We start from the raw sequence: 14,232 nt of genomic DNA, 5'->3' as shown, positions 1-14,232 counted from the left end.
ACTAAACTCCACTAATTATTTTACTTACCGATTTATAGATCTTTAGGACGACATTCTTCTCTTGTTGCGATATATATTTATAGTTGTATCTATCACACATTATTGACTCCTTTGACCAACCCATTAGATAATTCCTTAAATCTTTCCTTCTACTATATTCTAATTCAGCACCTTCTATTCCTTTAGAATACATATAATTCCAAGAGTGCCTTAACCTATGGCCTGAAAGATTATATAGCTCTGGACTTGCTCGTTTCAGTGTTGATATCACCTTCTCATAAGCTGAAATGCTTAAGGGTTCTCCTGCGTTTTTTCCGGTGCAATGAGCCACCAATAAGAAATTATGCTTTTTCCTTTTTGTCATTTTTTCTCTGCTATTGCTTATGTAATCAAAAATTTCACAGGCTAACTCATCAGATAACGGAATAACCCTTTCTCCAGTCTTTACTAATGGTTGATAAGATCTTCCATCTTCTTTTGAATCATGTCTTCTGACTACACTCAAAGTGTTGTCTCTGAGATCAAAATCATCTATTTTAAGATTGAGCAACTCTCCAGCCCTTAAACCTAAATTTAAGAGCAAGGTAAATATTAGTCTGTTCCTGACCTGTACTTCCTTATGGAAAGGGTTTTCAATCCCGCCAATTTCCAATAGACGGAAAAGCACTTTGATCTCTTCTTCATTTAACGATTTTTCAGATATTTCATTCATATTCAATGAACTGTTTCTTGGAATATGTGCTCTGATACTTTCAATAAATACGTCTACTTCATACTTTGCATGAATCCCCTTTGACGAATGAACTAATCCACATAACCACTTAAGGTAGCGTGAAAAAACGTGTATTCTATAACTAAAGGTTCTCTTCGCAATAAACCTATTACTTGCTGATTTTATATTTATAATTTTCTGTCTGTCGAATCTTTGTTTCGCATATCTTACCAGATCATCTATTTCTGCAACGCTGAGATACTTTTTAAGCTCAATTCTATCAACTATATTAATTTTCCTACTATCTAAGAAATTACTAAAAATTAGTAAGTTAGTTGCAACTATTTCCATAGTTGAGGCGGTTGCGCCTCTATTTCTTATGTCTGTAGTAAGAAATAGATTTTGATAGTAAGCTGGTAGATTACTATTTTTATCAAGGATCAGGCATCCTCGCTCCCCATTACTCATGATGAATTTCTTTACTTTATATCCCATTTTGACCTCATTCTTTACAAATTAATATCACTCTCACTTATTAAATATATTCCAATTTAAAATAATTCAAATTTTTTACAATGACTTTAGTTTATTTGGTATATATATTAATGGCATGGAAAAATTTATTTGACGTCAAATAAACAGGTACGGCTAGTAATATGTATCCATACCCGATATTAAGAAAACCATCTTCAAGCCTTATAGCAAAAGCTCTGCTAGAAAAAAAGGTAAAGAATTACGTCAAATATATTCTTTTTTTCAGATGCAAACTTTACAAAGCCTCGTTGTTTCAAACCCAATACGTAAACTCACAACATCTGTAAATTTCTTTTTCTTAATGCATTATCAAAAGTTAAAAATCGATGAAGCAGCATTTTTGTTAAGCGACATGCTTTCTTGAATTTTCGATAATTAATTGAATCCATTCATCGATTTCGCTTTCGACAAAAGCGGTAGCACGAACACCGATCTTTACTGGCTGTGGAAACCTATTTTGGCTGATAAGACGATAGATCCACGCTTTACCAAATCCAGTTTTCTTCATGACTTCTGGTAAACGGATGAGACGAGCTTGATTTTCCATATGTATGTCCTCTGTTGTTTCTACAGGGATACAGTACAAATGAATTTCGAATGGATGAAGCGAGATTACGAACACCAGAGCCATCCTTGGTTCGAAACTATGAGTCTCTGGAGATTCATATCACTCAGAATCTGAGAGTTTCATAACATCCGAAACCCTCACATCAATAGGCTACAGGTAGAAAACAGTTCTTTCATTCACCTAAATTTTCACAAGATCGAAAACCTTTACTCACTAGATTTGAGCTTAGAGAAGATAACTATCTGTTCAATTGCGTATTAAGACAGCCTCTAATTATGTTTTTTCTTCAATAAGGAGTTAGATTGAAAAATCTATTTTTATAATAAAAACCTTCTAAATTCTATTGCATAATAGTTTTGACATGTTATTTTATTATAACAATAATTATTAAGGACCCAAAAATGATTGATATAAAAGGGAACATAGACCACGTTAGAGTGTATTATTATAGTAATGAACATCTTTTCAGAAGTGAATTAATCAAACTTGGTAGTTATGAATTCTATGATAAATACCTATGTAATCTAACGCCAAGAGAATATCTTGATTTCTTACAACTTCTATTTGATGATATAATTGAACGAACAACGATAATACCAGATGAAATAACCTCTTTAATTAGTTATATGCTCGGCAAAGAAATATTAACAAAACAGGAAGATAATTCATTTGCTATATCTGAAAATATATTCACAGAGAACTATCAAGATCTGACAAAAAAATCCATTACATTAAATAACATACACACTGCTAAAAGAGAAAAAAATATAATCGAATCCAAAATTCATAATAAAAAAGCTCTAAACAAAACTAAAAAGAGGCTATAGAATAGCCTCTTTACTGTCAGATTTTTCCTGATATTACATCAATTATGTGCTGTATGTGGTGTCTAATCTGGTATTCTTTATTTTTCCCCAAACCGGGAAACGTTCTGCTTTTATAATGCTCGTTATATTTTTCTAATGCTTTATTAGAGCCGTACTCTGTGGCCCTTGTTCTAACTTCCTTTTCAATTTTATCTGTCATTTGTAAGAATTTTGACGCTACGTCGCCAATGTCTCTATCAGTGTCATTCGAAACAAAATGTTCTATCCATATATCACCGCTTGCAGGATGTTTATAAATTAAATGAGATGCAACGGCACCAGCCTTGCCACCACCAATCTCAAGTTTTTTCCCGACTATAGTGAAATCACCGATACCTAATACTGTTTTACCAATTTTTTTATGTTTATCCGTGAAAACTTCTTGACCAGAGTAATCTGCATTCTTATCTAATTTGACGAAGTTATCTTTCACTTCAATAAGTTTATTTTTAGGGATTTCATTAAATTGAAAATCGGTAACATTACCATCAATAGTGATATGAAATTCAATAAATTTTAATTTTGTTAACTTGGAAAATTCCACATCGCTAATACTTGGCTTGTTGTATATTAAAGCAACATTTGAACCTTCAAATGCTTTTAAGAAACCATTAAGGGTTTCAATTGCTACACTTGAGTCAACTATAAGGGTGGGGATAAGCGTTTTACATTTATCTAAATTATTTTTAATCGTTGCTACAAATTTTCTTCGAGCCTCTATATCTTTACTAAACTCATGTTGTTTTGGATTGATGACTAACATGACCCTCTTGTTTTTCTCTGAAAGTATCTCTAAACAACGTATAAGTTTATCGGTTTTGGTTAGCACAGGTTCAATTATCGGTATAAACAACTCAGCATTAGTACAACTTGCTGCCAATTCTCTTAGCGCTAACAGCTCAGAACCACGACCATATAGATATGGACTATACATATGACTCCCTCCAGAGAGAACAATGATCACATAAAGTTAAGCATCTCTACACTATCCCCAAAACCGTGAGGATCTTTTTACGTTGAACACTTGATAAAGCAGATGACATTCCCAACACACGAAGGCAACTAGGAAGGCAATTAACAAAGCTTACAATATCATCACTTGTCGTTCTGCCTCTCATTGCATTAATGTAAATATTGTGAGCTAAATCCTGAGGAATTTTTTTAAATATATCCTCGCAGAATGCATAAATAAGCCCGTTGGGTAAATTGATCTTCTCGCCAATGAATTTTTCTATTGCTGGAAGGTATTCACTTCTTTTCAGCATACGAAAAATATATAATATATCAACATTAGCTAAGTTTGACTCAGCATTTTTAACTATCTTAAGGCTACCTCTATTATTTAATGCAATAACACCAACTTTATCTGGAACAATCTCAGCATATTTTTCAGATAAATTTGGATGAGTAACCACATAAACTTTATCGAAAGCTTTTAAATAATCTGGGGTTTGAGTTTGCAATCTACGCGGGGTGTCATATTCCGTTTTAATTTCATACGCTGTAGATGTTCCGTTAAAAATTGCAATATCAACAATAGACTTTCCGACATGAAGCTCACTTAATAATGATGAGGTCCGGGGACTATGCCTCCCAAAAACTATTCGATTTGCTACTTCTGTTTTGTAAACATACTCATTTCTATAATTCCTGGATAACTCTTTATAACATTCACTAAAAAATGTATGTAATGGTTGCCCATCCTGCTTCATTTCATCAGAGAAAGACACAAAATCCAAGACATTAGACGGTTCTCTTCCCTTGGCTAAAGCCTCGAAAACTGGGCGGCTGAACACCCTTGAAAAAACTCTTATATTATCGACACTTAGCGCCATTGGATAATCCATCATAATATTCACTGTTATATAATAGCACAATCATACCGTGAAAAAAATTGTCATATCTCGCATAATCGTTACTGCATTTCAAATCATTAAAATAGTCTATTTCCAGTAAAATCTTTCTTAAAATATATTTATCAACCATTACAACATAATCAATCGGTGTCTGTAATTTTCATTACATCATAAACGCTCATCTCTTTAATATGTCTGTTTTTATTTATAAAAAAGTAGAATTGGCGTAAAAAATCATTTTCTACTACTTTCATAGCTAAAGGTCGGTCTGCATCTCTAATATGATACCCTTGCCTAATTACCTTATCGTCATCTTCATCTCTATAAATCAATCGTGATATTCTATCATCTGACAGATGCACTTTTTTTCTTTCTGACCAAGCAAGTAAATCAAGCATTGGTATTATTCTATAGCTCATTAACTTTTTTATTGTCCCATAACCAAATCTTACTGCATCAAGCGGTGCAGGTTTTACACCCTTAACTTTTCGCCATTGTGGTAATGATATTCGCAGTGCCTCTGCTATCTCATCATCACTTCCAGCCGCAAGATCGATTTCTAACATAATTGTAGTAGGAAACTGTTCAGGGATTTTTTCGGATATGTATTCGTTCTCAATAGTGGAATCAATCTTATATTGTTCTGAATTAGCTCTTATGAATAAAGCCTTTTTCATACAAGCAAAACTGATATTAGCTATTCGATCTACCGTGGTTATAAAAAAGTATGGCGGTTGATAAAGTTTATTTTCAGCATCCATATAATTCAAGTCTTTCTCTTTGATGAGAAAAGGATTACCTTCTAATATCTGCATATAATTTTTCAATACTGTTTTATGCATTCCTTCTTCTATTACTGGTTTGAAGAAATATGTCCTCGCCCATATTTCATGGTAAAGCATATTAATTGAAATGTTTTCAAACTCTCGATATCTATCCAAATCAAACCATGTTTTCACTGCTTTGGTGTCTTCTGATGTCCAACTATTCATTTTTACCCAAGATTTCATTAATGCCACTCCGTTGTAAAAAGTTTTACTTCGTAATAGCACATAAATCGAAAATAAAAAAATAGCGCCTCAATTTTTTATTGAGCACGCCATTTTATTAATTAAAATCAGTTAGTTATCAAAATCAAAAGGTGCAATTCTTCTCTCAGTTGTTTCATCAAGATAATCAGCCCACCACTGCAACATCAACCTACGCTCGTCCAAATGCTCAGCTTTATGAATGTATGCGGCACGAACGGAGTTCCGCTCCTGATGGCTCATCTGCCTCTCAACAGCATCTCTCGACCACTTTCCTGACTCGATCAAAGCACTACAAGCCATCGCTCTAAAACCATGCCCACATACCTCAACAGTTGTGTCATAACCCATCGACCTTAGTGCCTTGTTGACTGTGTTTTCGCTCATAGGTTTTCTGAAATCATGATCGCCAATGAATACAAGGTCGCATTCACCGCTGATTTCTCTGATTGCTTTTAGAAGTTCTAAGGCCTGACGACTTAACGGCACGAGGTGTGGGGTCTTCATTTTTGAGCCTCGATGGGAATATTTGACTCCTGGCAATGGCTCGCGTTCTCCAGGGATAGTCCACATCGCATTTTCAAAGTCGATCTCCGACCATCTTGCGAATCGGAGTTCACTGGAACGGATAAAAATGAGCAATGTCAGCTTTACGGCTAACTTCGTGAGTTTCCTACCTTTGAAGTTATCAATTCGTTCTAAGAGTTCTGAAAATCGTTCGAATGGCAAAGCAGGCCTGTGGATTCTTTTGGCTACAGCAATAGCTCCTGCCATCTCCTGAGCAGGGTTGTAATCTATCAGCCCGTTCTGGACAGCATATCGCATTACTGCCGTCGTTCTTTGCTGTAGTCGGGAAGCAACTTCCAGTCGCCCGGAAGCTTCAACAGCCTTGATAGGGGCAAGAAGATCTCTGGTATTAAGCTCGGATATTTTTCTTTTACCAATAGTAGTAAAGAGACCATCTTCCATGCTTTTTAGAACTCTCTCGCTGTGGGAATCAGACCATTTCCTTTTACAAGCAGTATGCCAGTCCCTTGCGACAGCCTCGAATGTCAAGGCTTCGCTTTGCTCAATCTTATCTGCTTTTTTCTTCTCAGAAGGGTCGATGCCATCAGATACCAACTTTTTGGCTTCATCTCGCTTCCTGCGGGCTTCACCAAGAGAGACCATTGGATAAACACCCAATGCTAAAACTTTCTGTTTGCCCCCGAAACGGTATTGGAGTCGCCAGTATTTTGAACCATTGGGATTGATCAGCAGGTGCATACCCTGCCCATCTGTGAGTTTGAAGGGTTTGTCGGAGGGCTTGGTAGTCCTAACTTTGATATCGGTGAGTGCCATCAGTTGATACCTCCAGTGTTGGTACCAAAATCAATCGAACCGGGAATACCATCAGTTATACCATCATCAGTTGGTATATGTTCAAGGAATTGAGTAGACGTGTACAGACTAAGAAAAGCCAGAAACCTGCTTAACTTACTGTTTTTATGGACTAAAGTAGACGTTAGTAGACTTGAAAAAAGCTTTGTATGGTGCCGAAGGCCGGACTCGAACCGGCACGTATTTCTACGGTTGATTTTGAATCAACTGCGTCTACCGATTTCGCCACTCCGGCACGGAAGGGATGCGGAAAACGTTGGGATTATACCTGTCAGGGGCCGCCATGCAAGCAGCGCTCTTGCGCCGTCCTGTCGAGTGCTGAAAATTTCAGCATAACGCCTCCTCCTTTCTCCATCCTTTCCTTCTTCTCCCCGCTCACAAATTCATCAAAACAATCATTTGCAGGTTTACATCACCTTTCATTTGTTATGTGATCCCGTAACGGGCTTCACTACCCATGCGGCTCGCCCTCTCCTCCCCTGACAGGACAACATATGGATTTTTTCGAGAAAGATCCCACGCCGGAAAACTACTGGCGCGGCGTGATCCTTTTTGGAAACAACTTCGCCACGTACAAGTTCGCGCTGGCGCAGGCGCTGTACGAGGTGAAGCGCGAAAACAGCCTCGTGAAGCTCGAAGACCTGGCGCTGCCATTTAGCACGCATATCTGCGCGCACCTCAGAGAAGCGCCTAAGCAAATCCTCAACATAAAGCGTCCTGGTCAGTTCATCCTTGCCTGTCAGCAGTTTAACCAGCAGGAGATAACGCAGGGGCAGCTTATCGAGGCGACGGTCAGGCACGGGTTTAACGTCGTGCTGAAGGCGTTTCACAATGTCAGCGGCGGGCCGATCGCGAAACCGTTTTTCATCAACGAACAGCGCGCCCACAAAGCCATCCGCCTGACCGATGACTTTTATCGCCTCACGGAAACCACGCAGTTCGCGAATCTTACGCATGAAACCGACGCCCGCTGGCGGCTGGTCGAAAAAGCCTGGCAGATGAACCTGCCGCCGCAGTTGCTGGATGTCCATTACGACCCTGAGCAGGAAACCCTCTTCACCCGCTTAAGCTCATCGCGCATCGCGCTGACGAGCTGTCGCAACAGCCTGAACGGCTACCAGAAGGGCCACTGTTTTTACTGCAACGCGCCCATCAGCCTTGAGAAACACCACCCGACGCTTGCCGATGTCGACCACTTTCTGCCGCTCGCCGCCCAACTGCCGGGCGTTAACCTCAACGGCGTCTGGAATCTGGTGCTTGCGTGTCGCAGCTGTAACCGCGGCGAAAACGGCAAAACCGCCCGCGTCCCCACGCTTGCGCTACTGGCACGGCTGCATGCCCGAAACGAATACTTTATTAACAGCCGCCTGCCGCTGCATGAGGCAATCATTAACCAGACGGGTAATAATGAACGCCAGCGTAAAACCTTTTTGCAGGATGCCTGGAACGCCGCCTTTGCGAACCGCCTACGGCAGTGGGCGCCCGAGCAGCAACAGGAGCTGATTTTCTGATGACGCAGAGCTATTACCAGGCCAACGCGCATGAGTTTTTCGAGGGCACCGTCGCGGTCGATATGTCCTCGTTATATGACGCATTCACCCCGCACCTGCCTGCGGGCGCGCGCGTTCTGGACGCAGGCTGCGGCTCCGGGCGCGATGCGCTCGCGTTCCGTCAGATGGGCTACGAGGTTGAGGCGTTCGACGCCTGCGGCGAACTGGTCGTGCTGGCGCGGGCGCACAGCGGCCTGCCGGTAAAGGAGATGACGTTTAGCGATCTTGCTGCGGTGGAACGCTACGACGGCATCTGGTGCTGCGCGTCGCTGCTGCATCTCTCGCATGACGAACTGCCCGTTGCCATGCAAAAGCTGTCGGCCGCGCTGAAGCCCGGCGGCGTCTGGTATCTCTCGTTTAAATATGGCGAGGGCGAGCGCGAACAGCAGGGGCGGCGTTTTACCGATATGAACGAAGCCCGCCTGATGGCGCTGCTGGCCGCCTTTCCTGAGCTGTCGCCACAGGCGTTGTGGGTGACGCAGGATAAACGCCCGGAGCGCCGCGAGCATTGGCTGAATGGGTTGCTTGTAAAGCGCTAAAACGCATTTCATATTCAGGTTGTGACGCTATTCACATGCCGGGATCAATGTCCCGGCGAGCTGAATAATGCCGCAGCCTTTAAGCAAGCGCATCCGGTTTGGTTAATAACAGATAAATCGTTAAATACCCTTTTTATCTTTCTATAAAAATCAGCCACAAATAAACAGACAAAAAACCGTGTCGCTCTATATATGATATTTCTTTAATTATTTTTACCCTTTTTAATTATGCCATTGATGCCATCGGTAAAAAGACCTAGGGCAAATAGCCTCTTTTATTTTTTTCGTCTCATTGAATACTCTTTCTGCTAATAGACTCCCCAACGAGCGCTACTGCATGGAGATTCACAATGAATGTGTTAATGGTTGATAAGCAATCAATATTTATTGAAGGAATGGCATCGGTGTTGAAGCAGTTTATTCCAGAAATAACCATCTGCGGATTAAATAATCCGGATGAGATTGATACTACACTCGGTTATTTTCCGGCCTCGTTGATTTTGCTGGATGGTGATGCAGGCAAAAGCGTAAACATTGATTTGCTGGATGATTTAGCGCAGCGTCACCCGGCCCTTCCGGTCGTGCTGCTGGTAAATCAGTGCCAGCCTGCGTTGCTGCGGCTGTTTCTGCGTCATCATGTGGCGGCGTTTGTACGGCGCGATTCGCCGCCGGAAGCGATCGTCCAGACGCTGCGCGCCGCCGCAATGGGGATGTTGTGCTTCCCGCAGGAGAGTATTTCGCTGCTGGACAGCGGGCCCGGCGCGCTGGCGCGGCTGAGCGAGCGCCAGCGTGAAATCCTTAAGCTGCTGGCGGCGGGGGAATCGAACAAGCAGATCAGCCGCCATCTGAACATCAGCGCCGGCACGGTGAAGGCCCATCTGGAGTCGATATTCCGGCGTCTTAACGTCACGAATCGCACCCAGGCGGCCATGTTGTATTCCGGGGATGAATAATGCTCTGTTGATTTGTTGACTGTCTACACACGATGAATTTTTACCAATGATTAAGGGGCATTATGCGCTGCACAATGCCCCTGTTTATTTACTGCGGATAGCCGGTTAATACATGCCACTTATCATTTTTTCTTAACATAATAACAAGAGCCTTTCCGTCACCCTTGATATTAAAGAAGCCACTTTTACGATAACCTCTGCCAACGATATCCGAGGCACTTCCTTCCATCTGGGGTTCTAAAATGACGAAATTGTCAGTTGGCTCTGGTTCGCGGCAAAATTCCTGAATCGCTCCACCTACCGTTTTCCACATCACCTCTGCATTAAGCCAGGTCGACGCTGTTCCCGTCTTACGGCAACCTGTATAACCTGACTGAACACGCTGTCGAAGCTTGTCATCTGTTATATCAATATGGCATTTATCCAGATGTCCGCCCGCGTTATCCTGCGCCGCCGCCCAGGCCGCTTCACCACCCGGCTGCGGAACATTACACGCGGGGCCATTCAGGGCCCAGCTACTAAAAGAAAACGCCATTAATGTAGCGGCAAAAGCGCCGGACATGACGCGGGTTTTGGTGATACCTGATACCAGATTAATAGTAAACATATCTCTCTCCTGCACGTAAATAAAAGGGAATGCGAACTCGCAGGTATAAAATAAATTCAGGCAGGCAACAGGCATATTCGCCGGGTGGCAGGAAATCAGCGGCGTTTAGCCTGGGCCATTTCCCGGAATAACCTTGTGAGCTATTCCGGGAATGGTTATGGCGTGGTCTTTTTACGGGGCGAACGTGTCGGAGATTTTTTGCGGGCAGGTGTGATAGCTTTTTTACGCCCTGGCGGAGATGCGGTTGTTTTACGGCTTTTCATGACGTTCCAGAAATAATAAATCGCCACCAGTCCAACGCCCATATCTTTTAATATCCAGAAGGGCAAGGTCTGCGCCATGATATTTTTATCCAGCAGTAAATACGGCAAATTAAGCCCACTCTGGGCCGCGAAACCAAATGCGGCGACTAATAACCCGAGCCGATACCACAGCGGAATTAACAGCATTCTTGTGTTCAGCGAGCTGATAAAAATCACAATCGCCACGGTGATATCAATCAGCGTCACGGCCCAGAACAGTAATTTTATCGATGGCATTATGTTTCTCCTGATTTCGGGCGTCGGGGCGAGCGTTTACGCGCGGGCGCGCGTTTCGCCACGCCGCGGGCGACACGCTTAAGCTCGCCCGCCACCTGCAAAATGTCGTGCCCTTCGCGACGGTTAAAAAAGTTGGCGACCCAGGCGATCATCCCGACGCTCAGCGCGCCGACGAAATACCCGATCCCCATAGCGATATCACTGTCCCGGAAGTTCATCCCCAGCCAGTGCGAAATAAACCCACCCAGCGTAAACGTGGTGCTGACGCTAATGGCGCCGATAATCACCCCCGCCGCCAGTCGGCCATGCTGATGCAGTTTTTTAGGCTGCCAGAAGAACGACACGCTCAGCCCGCCAAACAATCCGGCGAGCGCGGCGAGACACTGGCTTAACAGCTCATGAATGTTTTGATCCGCCATAACGGCACCTCGGAAAAGCGGCCCCGGCGCACAAGGCGCTGAGGCCGCGGCGGTTACTGGCAGGGAGGAAGTACAACCGCGCTGGCATCGTTATCCGTCGAGAGATAGCGCGTCATACTCTGCGCGCTGAAGATAAGATGCCGACCGCTGCTGATGCCCCGCACGCTGTCGATATCGGCGGTGTACCACACGCCCGGCTCCGGCAGCGGCGCGCCGGTGTAGCGATCCCCGCCCAGCTGCTTTTTATTGAGCGCCCAGACGTTCCACAATGAATCCTGCGGGTTGCCGCTCCAGCCAAGCTTTCGCGCCTCATCGCGCGTCACATATTCACGGGGCAGCACGTCGTCTTTATTCAGCGTGCGTAATAACCCGGTGAGTTTAGCGACATCCTTAACGGGCTTTTTATTTTGCGCCACCAGTTCCTGATTCGCGTTATTCACCACCACATCGCATTCCGGCAGGCTGGCATAACCCGGTAACGCAAAAAGGCATGCAGCAAGCCCCATGCCGAACGGCATGTATTTAAAACGTTTCATAAGTTATTCCTTAAATAAGCGCGTCAGAGGGCGGTCAGAAATAAAAGACGCTCGGCTTCGCGGCGACGGGTTAATCCGGCGAGCACATTACCGCCTGCTTTATTCCAGCGTAAAAGCTGATCCGCCGCCTCGCGATAACTGCCCTGATTCAGTAATCGCAACAGCGTGCTGCTTTGCAGATTGCCAAGGCCGACGTTAAAGGCGAAGCTCACCAGCGCATCAAACTGGTTCTGGTTGAGATCCACTTTCACCATCTGGCGAATACCGCGCTCGGTCATGCCTAAATCGGCGCGCAGGAGATCTTCCGCCTCCTGTAGCGTTAAGGCGCGGGTAAAATTCTCATTCGGCAAAATAAGATGGCCGTAGCCGATGGTCCATTTGCCGACGGCGTCCTGGTATTTATCCAGACGCAGCCCTTCAAAGGATTTAATTAATTCCACGCCGGGCATGCCGGTGTTGGTGGGGATATTAGCCATTGTCGTTACTCCTGTCTGTCGGTTTAGGGAGAACCTGATTGGTGTATTCCTCAATCAGGCGCATCACGCTTTCAGGCGGCTCCAGTACGGTGAACTGCATTTCGATATCCACATGGTCGCTGTCGCGCCCGTGGTTATCCCGGCTTTGCGGCGACATGCTGACGTGAAAACGCCCTACCGCCTCATCAGAAACGCCTGCCGGCGCGCTTTGCTGTTCCACCGCATCCGTGCGCACCGTCAGGAACACTTTCATTTTTTCGAGCATCAGTCCGCGCGGCGTGGAGAGCGCCACCAGCGGCAGTTTGAAGTGGTGGTTATCATCAAGCTCCATCTCAATGACTTTCGGCACCAGCCGCCCGTCGTCGCTGTGCTCGAAGAACGGATCCAGCGCCTGCATATACTGATGCGCGATGAGCTGGTTCGCGGAGGTCGCCGCGTGCTGCATCCCGCGGGTGATATCCGCAAGCGTGATGGGCATACCGCGCGGCGACGGCCCTGACGGCGGCGGCGTGCCTCCGCCTGGCGGAGGGCCTGGCGGAACCGGGTCCGGCGGCGTGATATCCGGCGCGGCGGCGCGGTTCACAACCGCATCGTCCGGCGAATCTACCGCGGCGGTGCCCTGAATGGGCGCTGTGCCTGATGACGTCTGCCCCCCTCCCGCCCCCGTTTCCCGGTTGCCGCGTATCCAGTCTTTCAGTGACATAGTGCGCTCCGTGAGAAATGAGGCTGCAACGCAGCCTCAGGGTTAGCTATCAGGGCACCCGGTTGGGGGCAGTGTTGTTATTTCCCGCAGGTGTCGCCGGGGCGACCGGCGTAACGGGGTAGGCGTCGAGCGTTTTGTCATCCAGCTTTTTGGCTTCGGACGGCAAAATAGCCGGGCGCGTGGCCGCATCGGTCAGGAAGTCGATCACGCGCATCAGCGCTTCCGGCGGCGGCTGGCGTTTCACCTGGGTGTGGATGCTGTATTTCGCGCGGGTATCGGTGGAGCGGGTTTGCTGCGCTTTATGCGAGACGCGCCCGCTGATTTTCACGCTGAACGGGCCCCAGCCCACAGACGCTTCCAGCGACGCATCCGCCGCGGTTTCGCTGTTGCTGGATTCGCTCTGGGAGACTTCCAGCTCGAAGTCGATGGTCCCTTCTTCAATGCTGATGTTCGGGTGAGAAATCGCCGCCAGCAGCGGGATACGCATGGTTTTTTTCACCACGCCCTGAATCACGCCTTTTTCATCGACCACGGTTTCGTCGTAGTCGAACTGCACCGCCTCCGCCTTACCGTCTTTAATACAGACGGAAAGCAGGAAGTCGGCATACGCTTTGCTGGCCTGCACCTGCGCTTTGATCATGGCCTGCAGCGGCCCGCCAATCATGTGCTCCAGCGGCAGCGCATTAATGACCGATCCAATGAATTGAGAATCCATAATGCTTACTCCTGTGAGTGTGTAAGAACGTCGCGATGCGAATTCGCAGGAGTCACATTACCGGGCGGGAAACCGGCGACATATTCGCCGGATGGCGGGCGCTGGCGCGGGAAAATGGCCCATGGCATTGGAAATAGTCCCGCTTAATCGTTCGACTGTTAACGATATGAGCGGTCAGGGCCGGGCGGGGCTGCGCCGGGGTAGCGTAATGCTCTACACTCCTTGTCAGTGTCCACAACAAAGGAAACCGC

General features: G+C 45.5%; 17 protein-coding genes and 1 tRNA gene. 4 read left to right on the top strand and 14 right to left on the bottom strand.

Features of this window, described 5'->3' with window-relative positions:
- Position 1: 1 nt before the first annotated feature.
- On the bottom strand, positions 2-1,207 hold the full coding sequence (locus AFK65_RS02710) for a site-specific integrase (RefSeq protein ID WP_007705370.1): 1,206 nt from the start codon (positions 1,205-1,207) through the stop codon (positions 2-4).
- Between the two features lie 382 nt (positions 1,208-1,589).
- The gene (locus AFK65_RS02705) at positions 1,590-1,793 is read right to left on the bottom strand and encodes a helix-turn-helix transcriptional regulator (RefSeq protein ID WP_016190490.1); all 204 of its coding nucleotides are present in this window, start codon (positions 1,791-1,793) and stop codon (positions 1,590-1,592) included.
- Positions 1,794-2,215: 422 nt separating this feature from the next.
- Between AFK65_RS02705 and AFK65_RS02700 the strand changes: the two genes are divergently transcribed.
- Positions 2,216-2,641, top strand: a complete 426-nt coding sequence (locus tag AFK65_RS02700) for a hypothetical protein (RefSeq protein ID WP_029497377.1) — start codon at positions 2,216-2,218, stop codon at positions 2,639-2,641.
- A gap of 16 nt (positions 2,642-2,657) precedes the next feature.
- On the opposite strand, the gene AFK65_RS02695 is transcribed toward AFK65_RS02700, so the two are convergent.
- The 5 genes from AFK65_RS02695 to AFK65_RS02680 all read right to left on the bottom strand — a co-directional run bounded on the left by AFK65_RS02695 (position 2,658) and on the right by AFK65_RS02680 (position 7,179).
- Complete coding sequence (locus tag AFK65_RS02695) at positions 2,658-3,614, bottom strand: sce7725 family protein (RefSeq protein ID WP_007705344.1); 957 nt, start codon at positions 3,612-3,614, stop codon at positions 2,658-2,660.
- A 46-nt stretch (positions 3,615-3,660) separates the two neighbouring features.
- Positions 3,661-4,530, bottom strand: a complete 870-nt coding sequence (locus AFK65_RS20605) for a sce7726 family protein (protein WP_201765214.1) — start codon at positions 4,528-4,530, stop codon at positions 3,661-3,663.
- A 146-nt stretch (positions 4,531-4,676) separates the two neighbouring features.
- Positions 4,677-5,546 carry a DUF6387 family protein gene (locus tag AFK65_RS02690; RefSeq protein WP_007705339.1) on the bottom strand — a complete coding sequence of 290 codons (870 nt, stop codon included), beginning with the start codon at positions 5,544-5,546 and terminating at the stop codon, positions 4,677-4,679.
- A 111-nt stretch (positions 5,547-5,657) separates the two neighbouring features.
- Entirely contained in the window at positions 5,658-6,905 is a 1,248-nt protein-coding gene (locus AFK65_RS02685; RefSeq protein ID WP_007705337.1) for a tyrosine-type recombinase/integrase, read from the bottom strand.
- A gap of 189 nt (positions 6,906-7,094) precedes the next feature.
- A tRNA-Leu gene (locus AFK65_RS02680) sits at positions 7,095-7,179 on the bottom strand.
- Between the two features lie 259 nt (positions 7,180-7,438).
- Here AFK65_RS02680 and AFK65_RS02675 point away from each other — a divergent pair.
- The 3 genes from AFK65_RS02675 to AFK65_RS02665 all read left to right on the top strand — a co-directional run bounded on the left by AFK65_RS02675 (position 7,439) and on the right by AFK65_RS02665 (position 9,986).
- Positions 7,439-8,455 carry an HNH endonuclease domain-containing protein gene (locus tag AFK65_RS02675; RefSeq protein WP_007705334.1) on the top strand — a complete coding sequence of 339 codons (1,017 nt, stop codon included), beginning with the start codon at positions 7,439-7,441 and terminating at the stop codon, positions 8,453-8,455.
- The gene (locus AFK65_RS02670) at positions 8,455-9,033 is read left to right on the top strand and encodes a class I SAM-dependent methyltransferase (protein ID WP_007705331.1); all 579 of its coding nucleotides are present in this window, start codon (positions 8,455-8,457) and stop codon (positions 9,031-9,033) included. Before AFK65_RS02675 ends, AFK65_RS02670 begins: the two co-directional genes overlap by 1 nt.
- Positions 9,034-9,383: 350 nt before the next feature.
- A complete protein-coding gene (locus AFK65_RS02665) occupies positions 9,384-9,986 on the top strand; it encodes a helix-turn-helix transcriptional regulator (RefSeq protein ID WP_007705328.1) in 603 nt (200 codons plus the stop codon).
- Positions 9,987-10,074: 88 nt separating this feature from the next.
- Here the strand turns inward: AFK65_RS02665 and AFK65_RS02660 are convergent, their stop codons facing one another.
- The 7 genes from AFK65_RS02660 to AFK65_RS02630 form a co-directional block, all read right to left on the bottom strand.
- Positions 10,075-10,593 (bottom strand): RNase A-like domain-containing protein, encoded by a 519-nt coding sequence (locus tag AFK65_RS02660; protein WP_032805163.1) that lies wholly within the window; start codon positions 10,591-10,593, stop codon positions 10,075-10,077.
- A 155-nt stretch (positions 10,594-10,748) separates the two neighbouring features.
- Positions 10,749-11,132, bottom strand: a complete 384-nt coding sequence (locus AFK65_RS02655) for a hypothetical protein (RefSeq protein ID WP_007705322.1) — start codon at positions 11,130-11,132, stop codon at positions 10,749-10,751.
- Entirely contained in the window at positions 11,132-11,551 is a 420-nt protein-coding gene (locus AFK65_RS02650; protein WP_012815114.1) for a hypothetical protein, read from the bottom strand. The genes AFK65_RS02655 and AFK65_RS02650 overlap by 1 nt, the downstream gene beginning before the upstream one ends.
- A 53-nt stretch (positions 11,552-11,604) precedes the next feature.
- Entirely contained in the window at positions 11,605-12,087 is a 483-nt protein-coding gene (locus AFK65_RS02645) for a ribonuclease (protein WP_038858140.1), read from the bottom strand.
- Positions 12,088-12,110: 23 nt separating this feature from the next.
- Complete coding sequence (locus tag AFK65_RS02640; protein ID WP_007705318.1) at positions 12,111-12,563, bottom strand: lysozyme; 453 nt, start codon at positions 12,561-12,563, stop codon at positions 12,111-12,113.
- A complete protein-coding gene (locus AFK65_RS02635; RefSeq protein ID WP_038858142.1) occupies positions 12,556-13,266 on the bottom strand; it encodes a DUF2589 domain-containing protein in 711 nt (236 codons plus the stop codon). Before AFK65_RS02635 ends, AFK65_RS02640 begins: the two co-directional genes overlap by 8 nt.
- A 49-nt stretch (positions 13,267-13,315) precedes the next feature.
- Positions 13,316-13,981: a DUF2589 domain-containing protein gene (locus AFK65_RS02630; RefSeq protein WP_007705312.1), complete on the bottom strand. Its 666-nt coding sequence runs from the start codon at positions 13,979-13,981 to the stop codon at positions 13,316-13,318.
- Positions 13,982-14,232: the final 251 nt, after the last annotated feature.

Origin of the sequence: Cronobacter universalis NCTC 9529, from assembly GCF_001277175.1 — a bacterium.
Lineage (GTDB): Bacteria > Pseudomonadota > Gammaproteobacteria > Enterobacterales > Enterobacteriaceae > Cronobacter > Cronobacter universalis.
This window is presented reverse-complemented; position numbering and strand designations above follow the sequence as displayed.

What these genes read in the sequence shown, in the direction of transcription:
- AFK65_RS02640 (WP_007705318.1), bottom strand. Translation starts at nt 12,563, where the DNA reads ATGGCTAATATCCCCACCAACACCGGCATGCCCGGCGTGGAATTAATT.
- AFK65_RS02665 (WP_007705328.1), top strand. Translation starts at nt 9,384, where the DNA reads ATGAATGTGTTAATGGTTGATAAGCAATCAATATTTATTGAAGGAATG.
- AFK65_RS02650 (WP_012815114.1), bottom strand. Translation starts at nt 11,551, where the DNA reads ATGGCGGATCAAAACATTCATGAGCTGTTAAGCCAGTGTCTCGCCGCG.
- AFK65_RS02660 (WP_032805163.1), bottom strand. Translation starts at nt 10,593, where the DNA reads ATGTTTACTATTAATCTGGTATCAGGTATCACCAAAACCCGCGTCATG.
- AFK65_RS02670 (WP_007705331.1), top strand. Translation starts at nt 8,455, where the DNA reads ATGACGCAGAGCTATTACCAGGCCAACGCGCATGAGTTTTTCGAGGGC.
- AFK65_RS02690 (WP_007705339.1), bottom strand. Translation starts at nt 5,546, where the DNA reads ATGAAATCTTGGGTAAAAATGAATAGTTGGACATCAGAAGACACCAAA.
- AFK65_RS02645 (WP_038858140.1), bottom strand. Translation starts at nt 12,087, where the DNA reads ATGAAACGTTTTAAATACATGCCGTTCGGCATGGGGCTTGCTGCATGC.
- AFK65_RS02705 (WP_016190490.1), bottom strand. Translation starts at nt 1,793, where the DNA reads ATGGAAAATCAAGCTCGTCTCATCCGTTTACCAGAAGTCATGAAGAAA.
- AFK65_RS20605 (WP_201765214.1), bottom strand. Translation starts at nt 4,530, where the DNA reads ATGATGGATTATCCAATGGCGCTAAGTGTCGATAATATAAGAGTTTTT.
- AFK65_RS02710 (WP_007705370.1), bottom strand. Translation starts at nt 1,207, where the DNA reads ATGGGATATAAAGTAAAGAAATTCATCATGAGTAATGGGGAGCGAGGA.
- AFK65_RS02700 (WP_029497377.1), top strand. Translation starts at nt 2,216, where the DNA reads ATGATTGATATAAAAGGGAACATAGACCACGTTAGAGTGTATTATTAT.
- AFK65_RS02630 (WP_007705312.1), bottom strand. Translation starts at nt 13,981, where the DNA reads ATGGATTCTCAATTCATTGGATCGGTCATTAATGCGCTGCCGCTGGAG.
- AFK65_RS02655 (WP_007705322.1), bottom strand. Translation starts at nt 11,132, where the DNA reads ATGCCATCGATAAAATTACTGTTCTGGGCCGTGACGCTGATTGATATC.
- AFK65_RS02675 (WP_007705334.1), top strand. Translation starts at nt 7,439, where the DNA reads ATGGATTTTTTCGAGAAAGATCCCACGCCGGAAAACTACTGGCGCGGC.
- AFK65_RS02635 (WP_038858142.1), bottom strand. Translation starts at nt 13,266, where the DNA reads ATGTCACTGAAAGACTGGATACGCGGCAACCGGGAAACGGGGGCGGGA.
- AFK65_RS02695 (WP_007705344.1), bottom strand. Translation starts at nt 3,614, where the DNA reads ATGTATAGTCCATATCTATATGGTCGTGGTTCTGAGCTGTTAGCGCTA.
- AFK65_RS02685 (WP_007705337.1), bottom strand. Translation starts at nt 6,905, where the DNA reads ATGGCACTCACCGATATCAAAGTTAGGACTACCAAGCCCTCCGACAAA.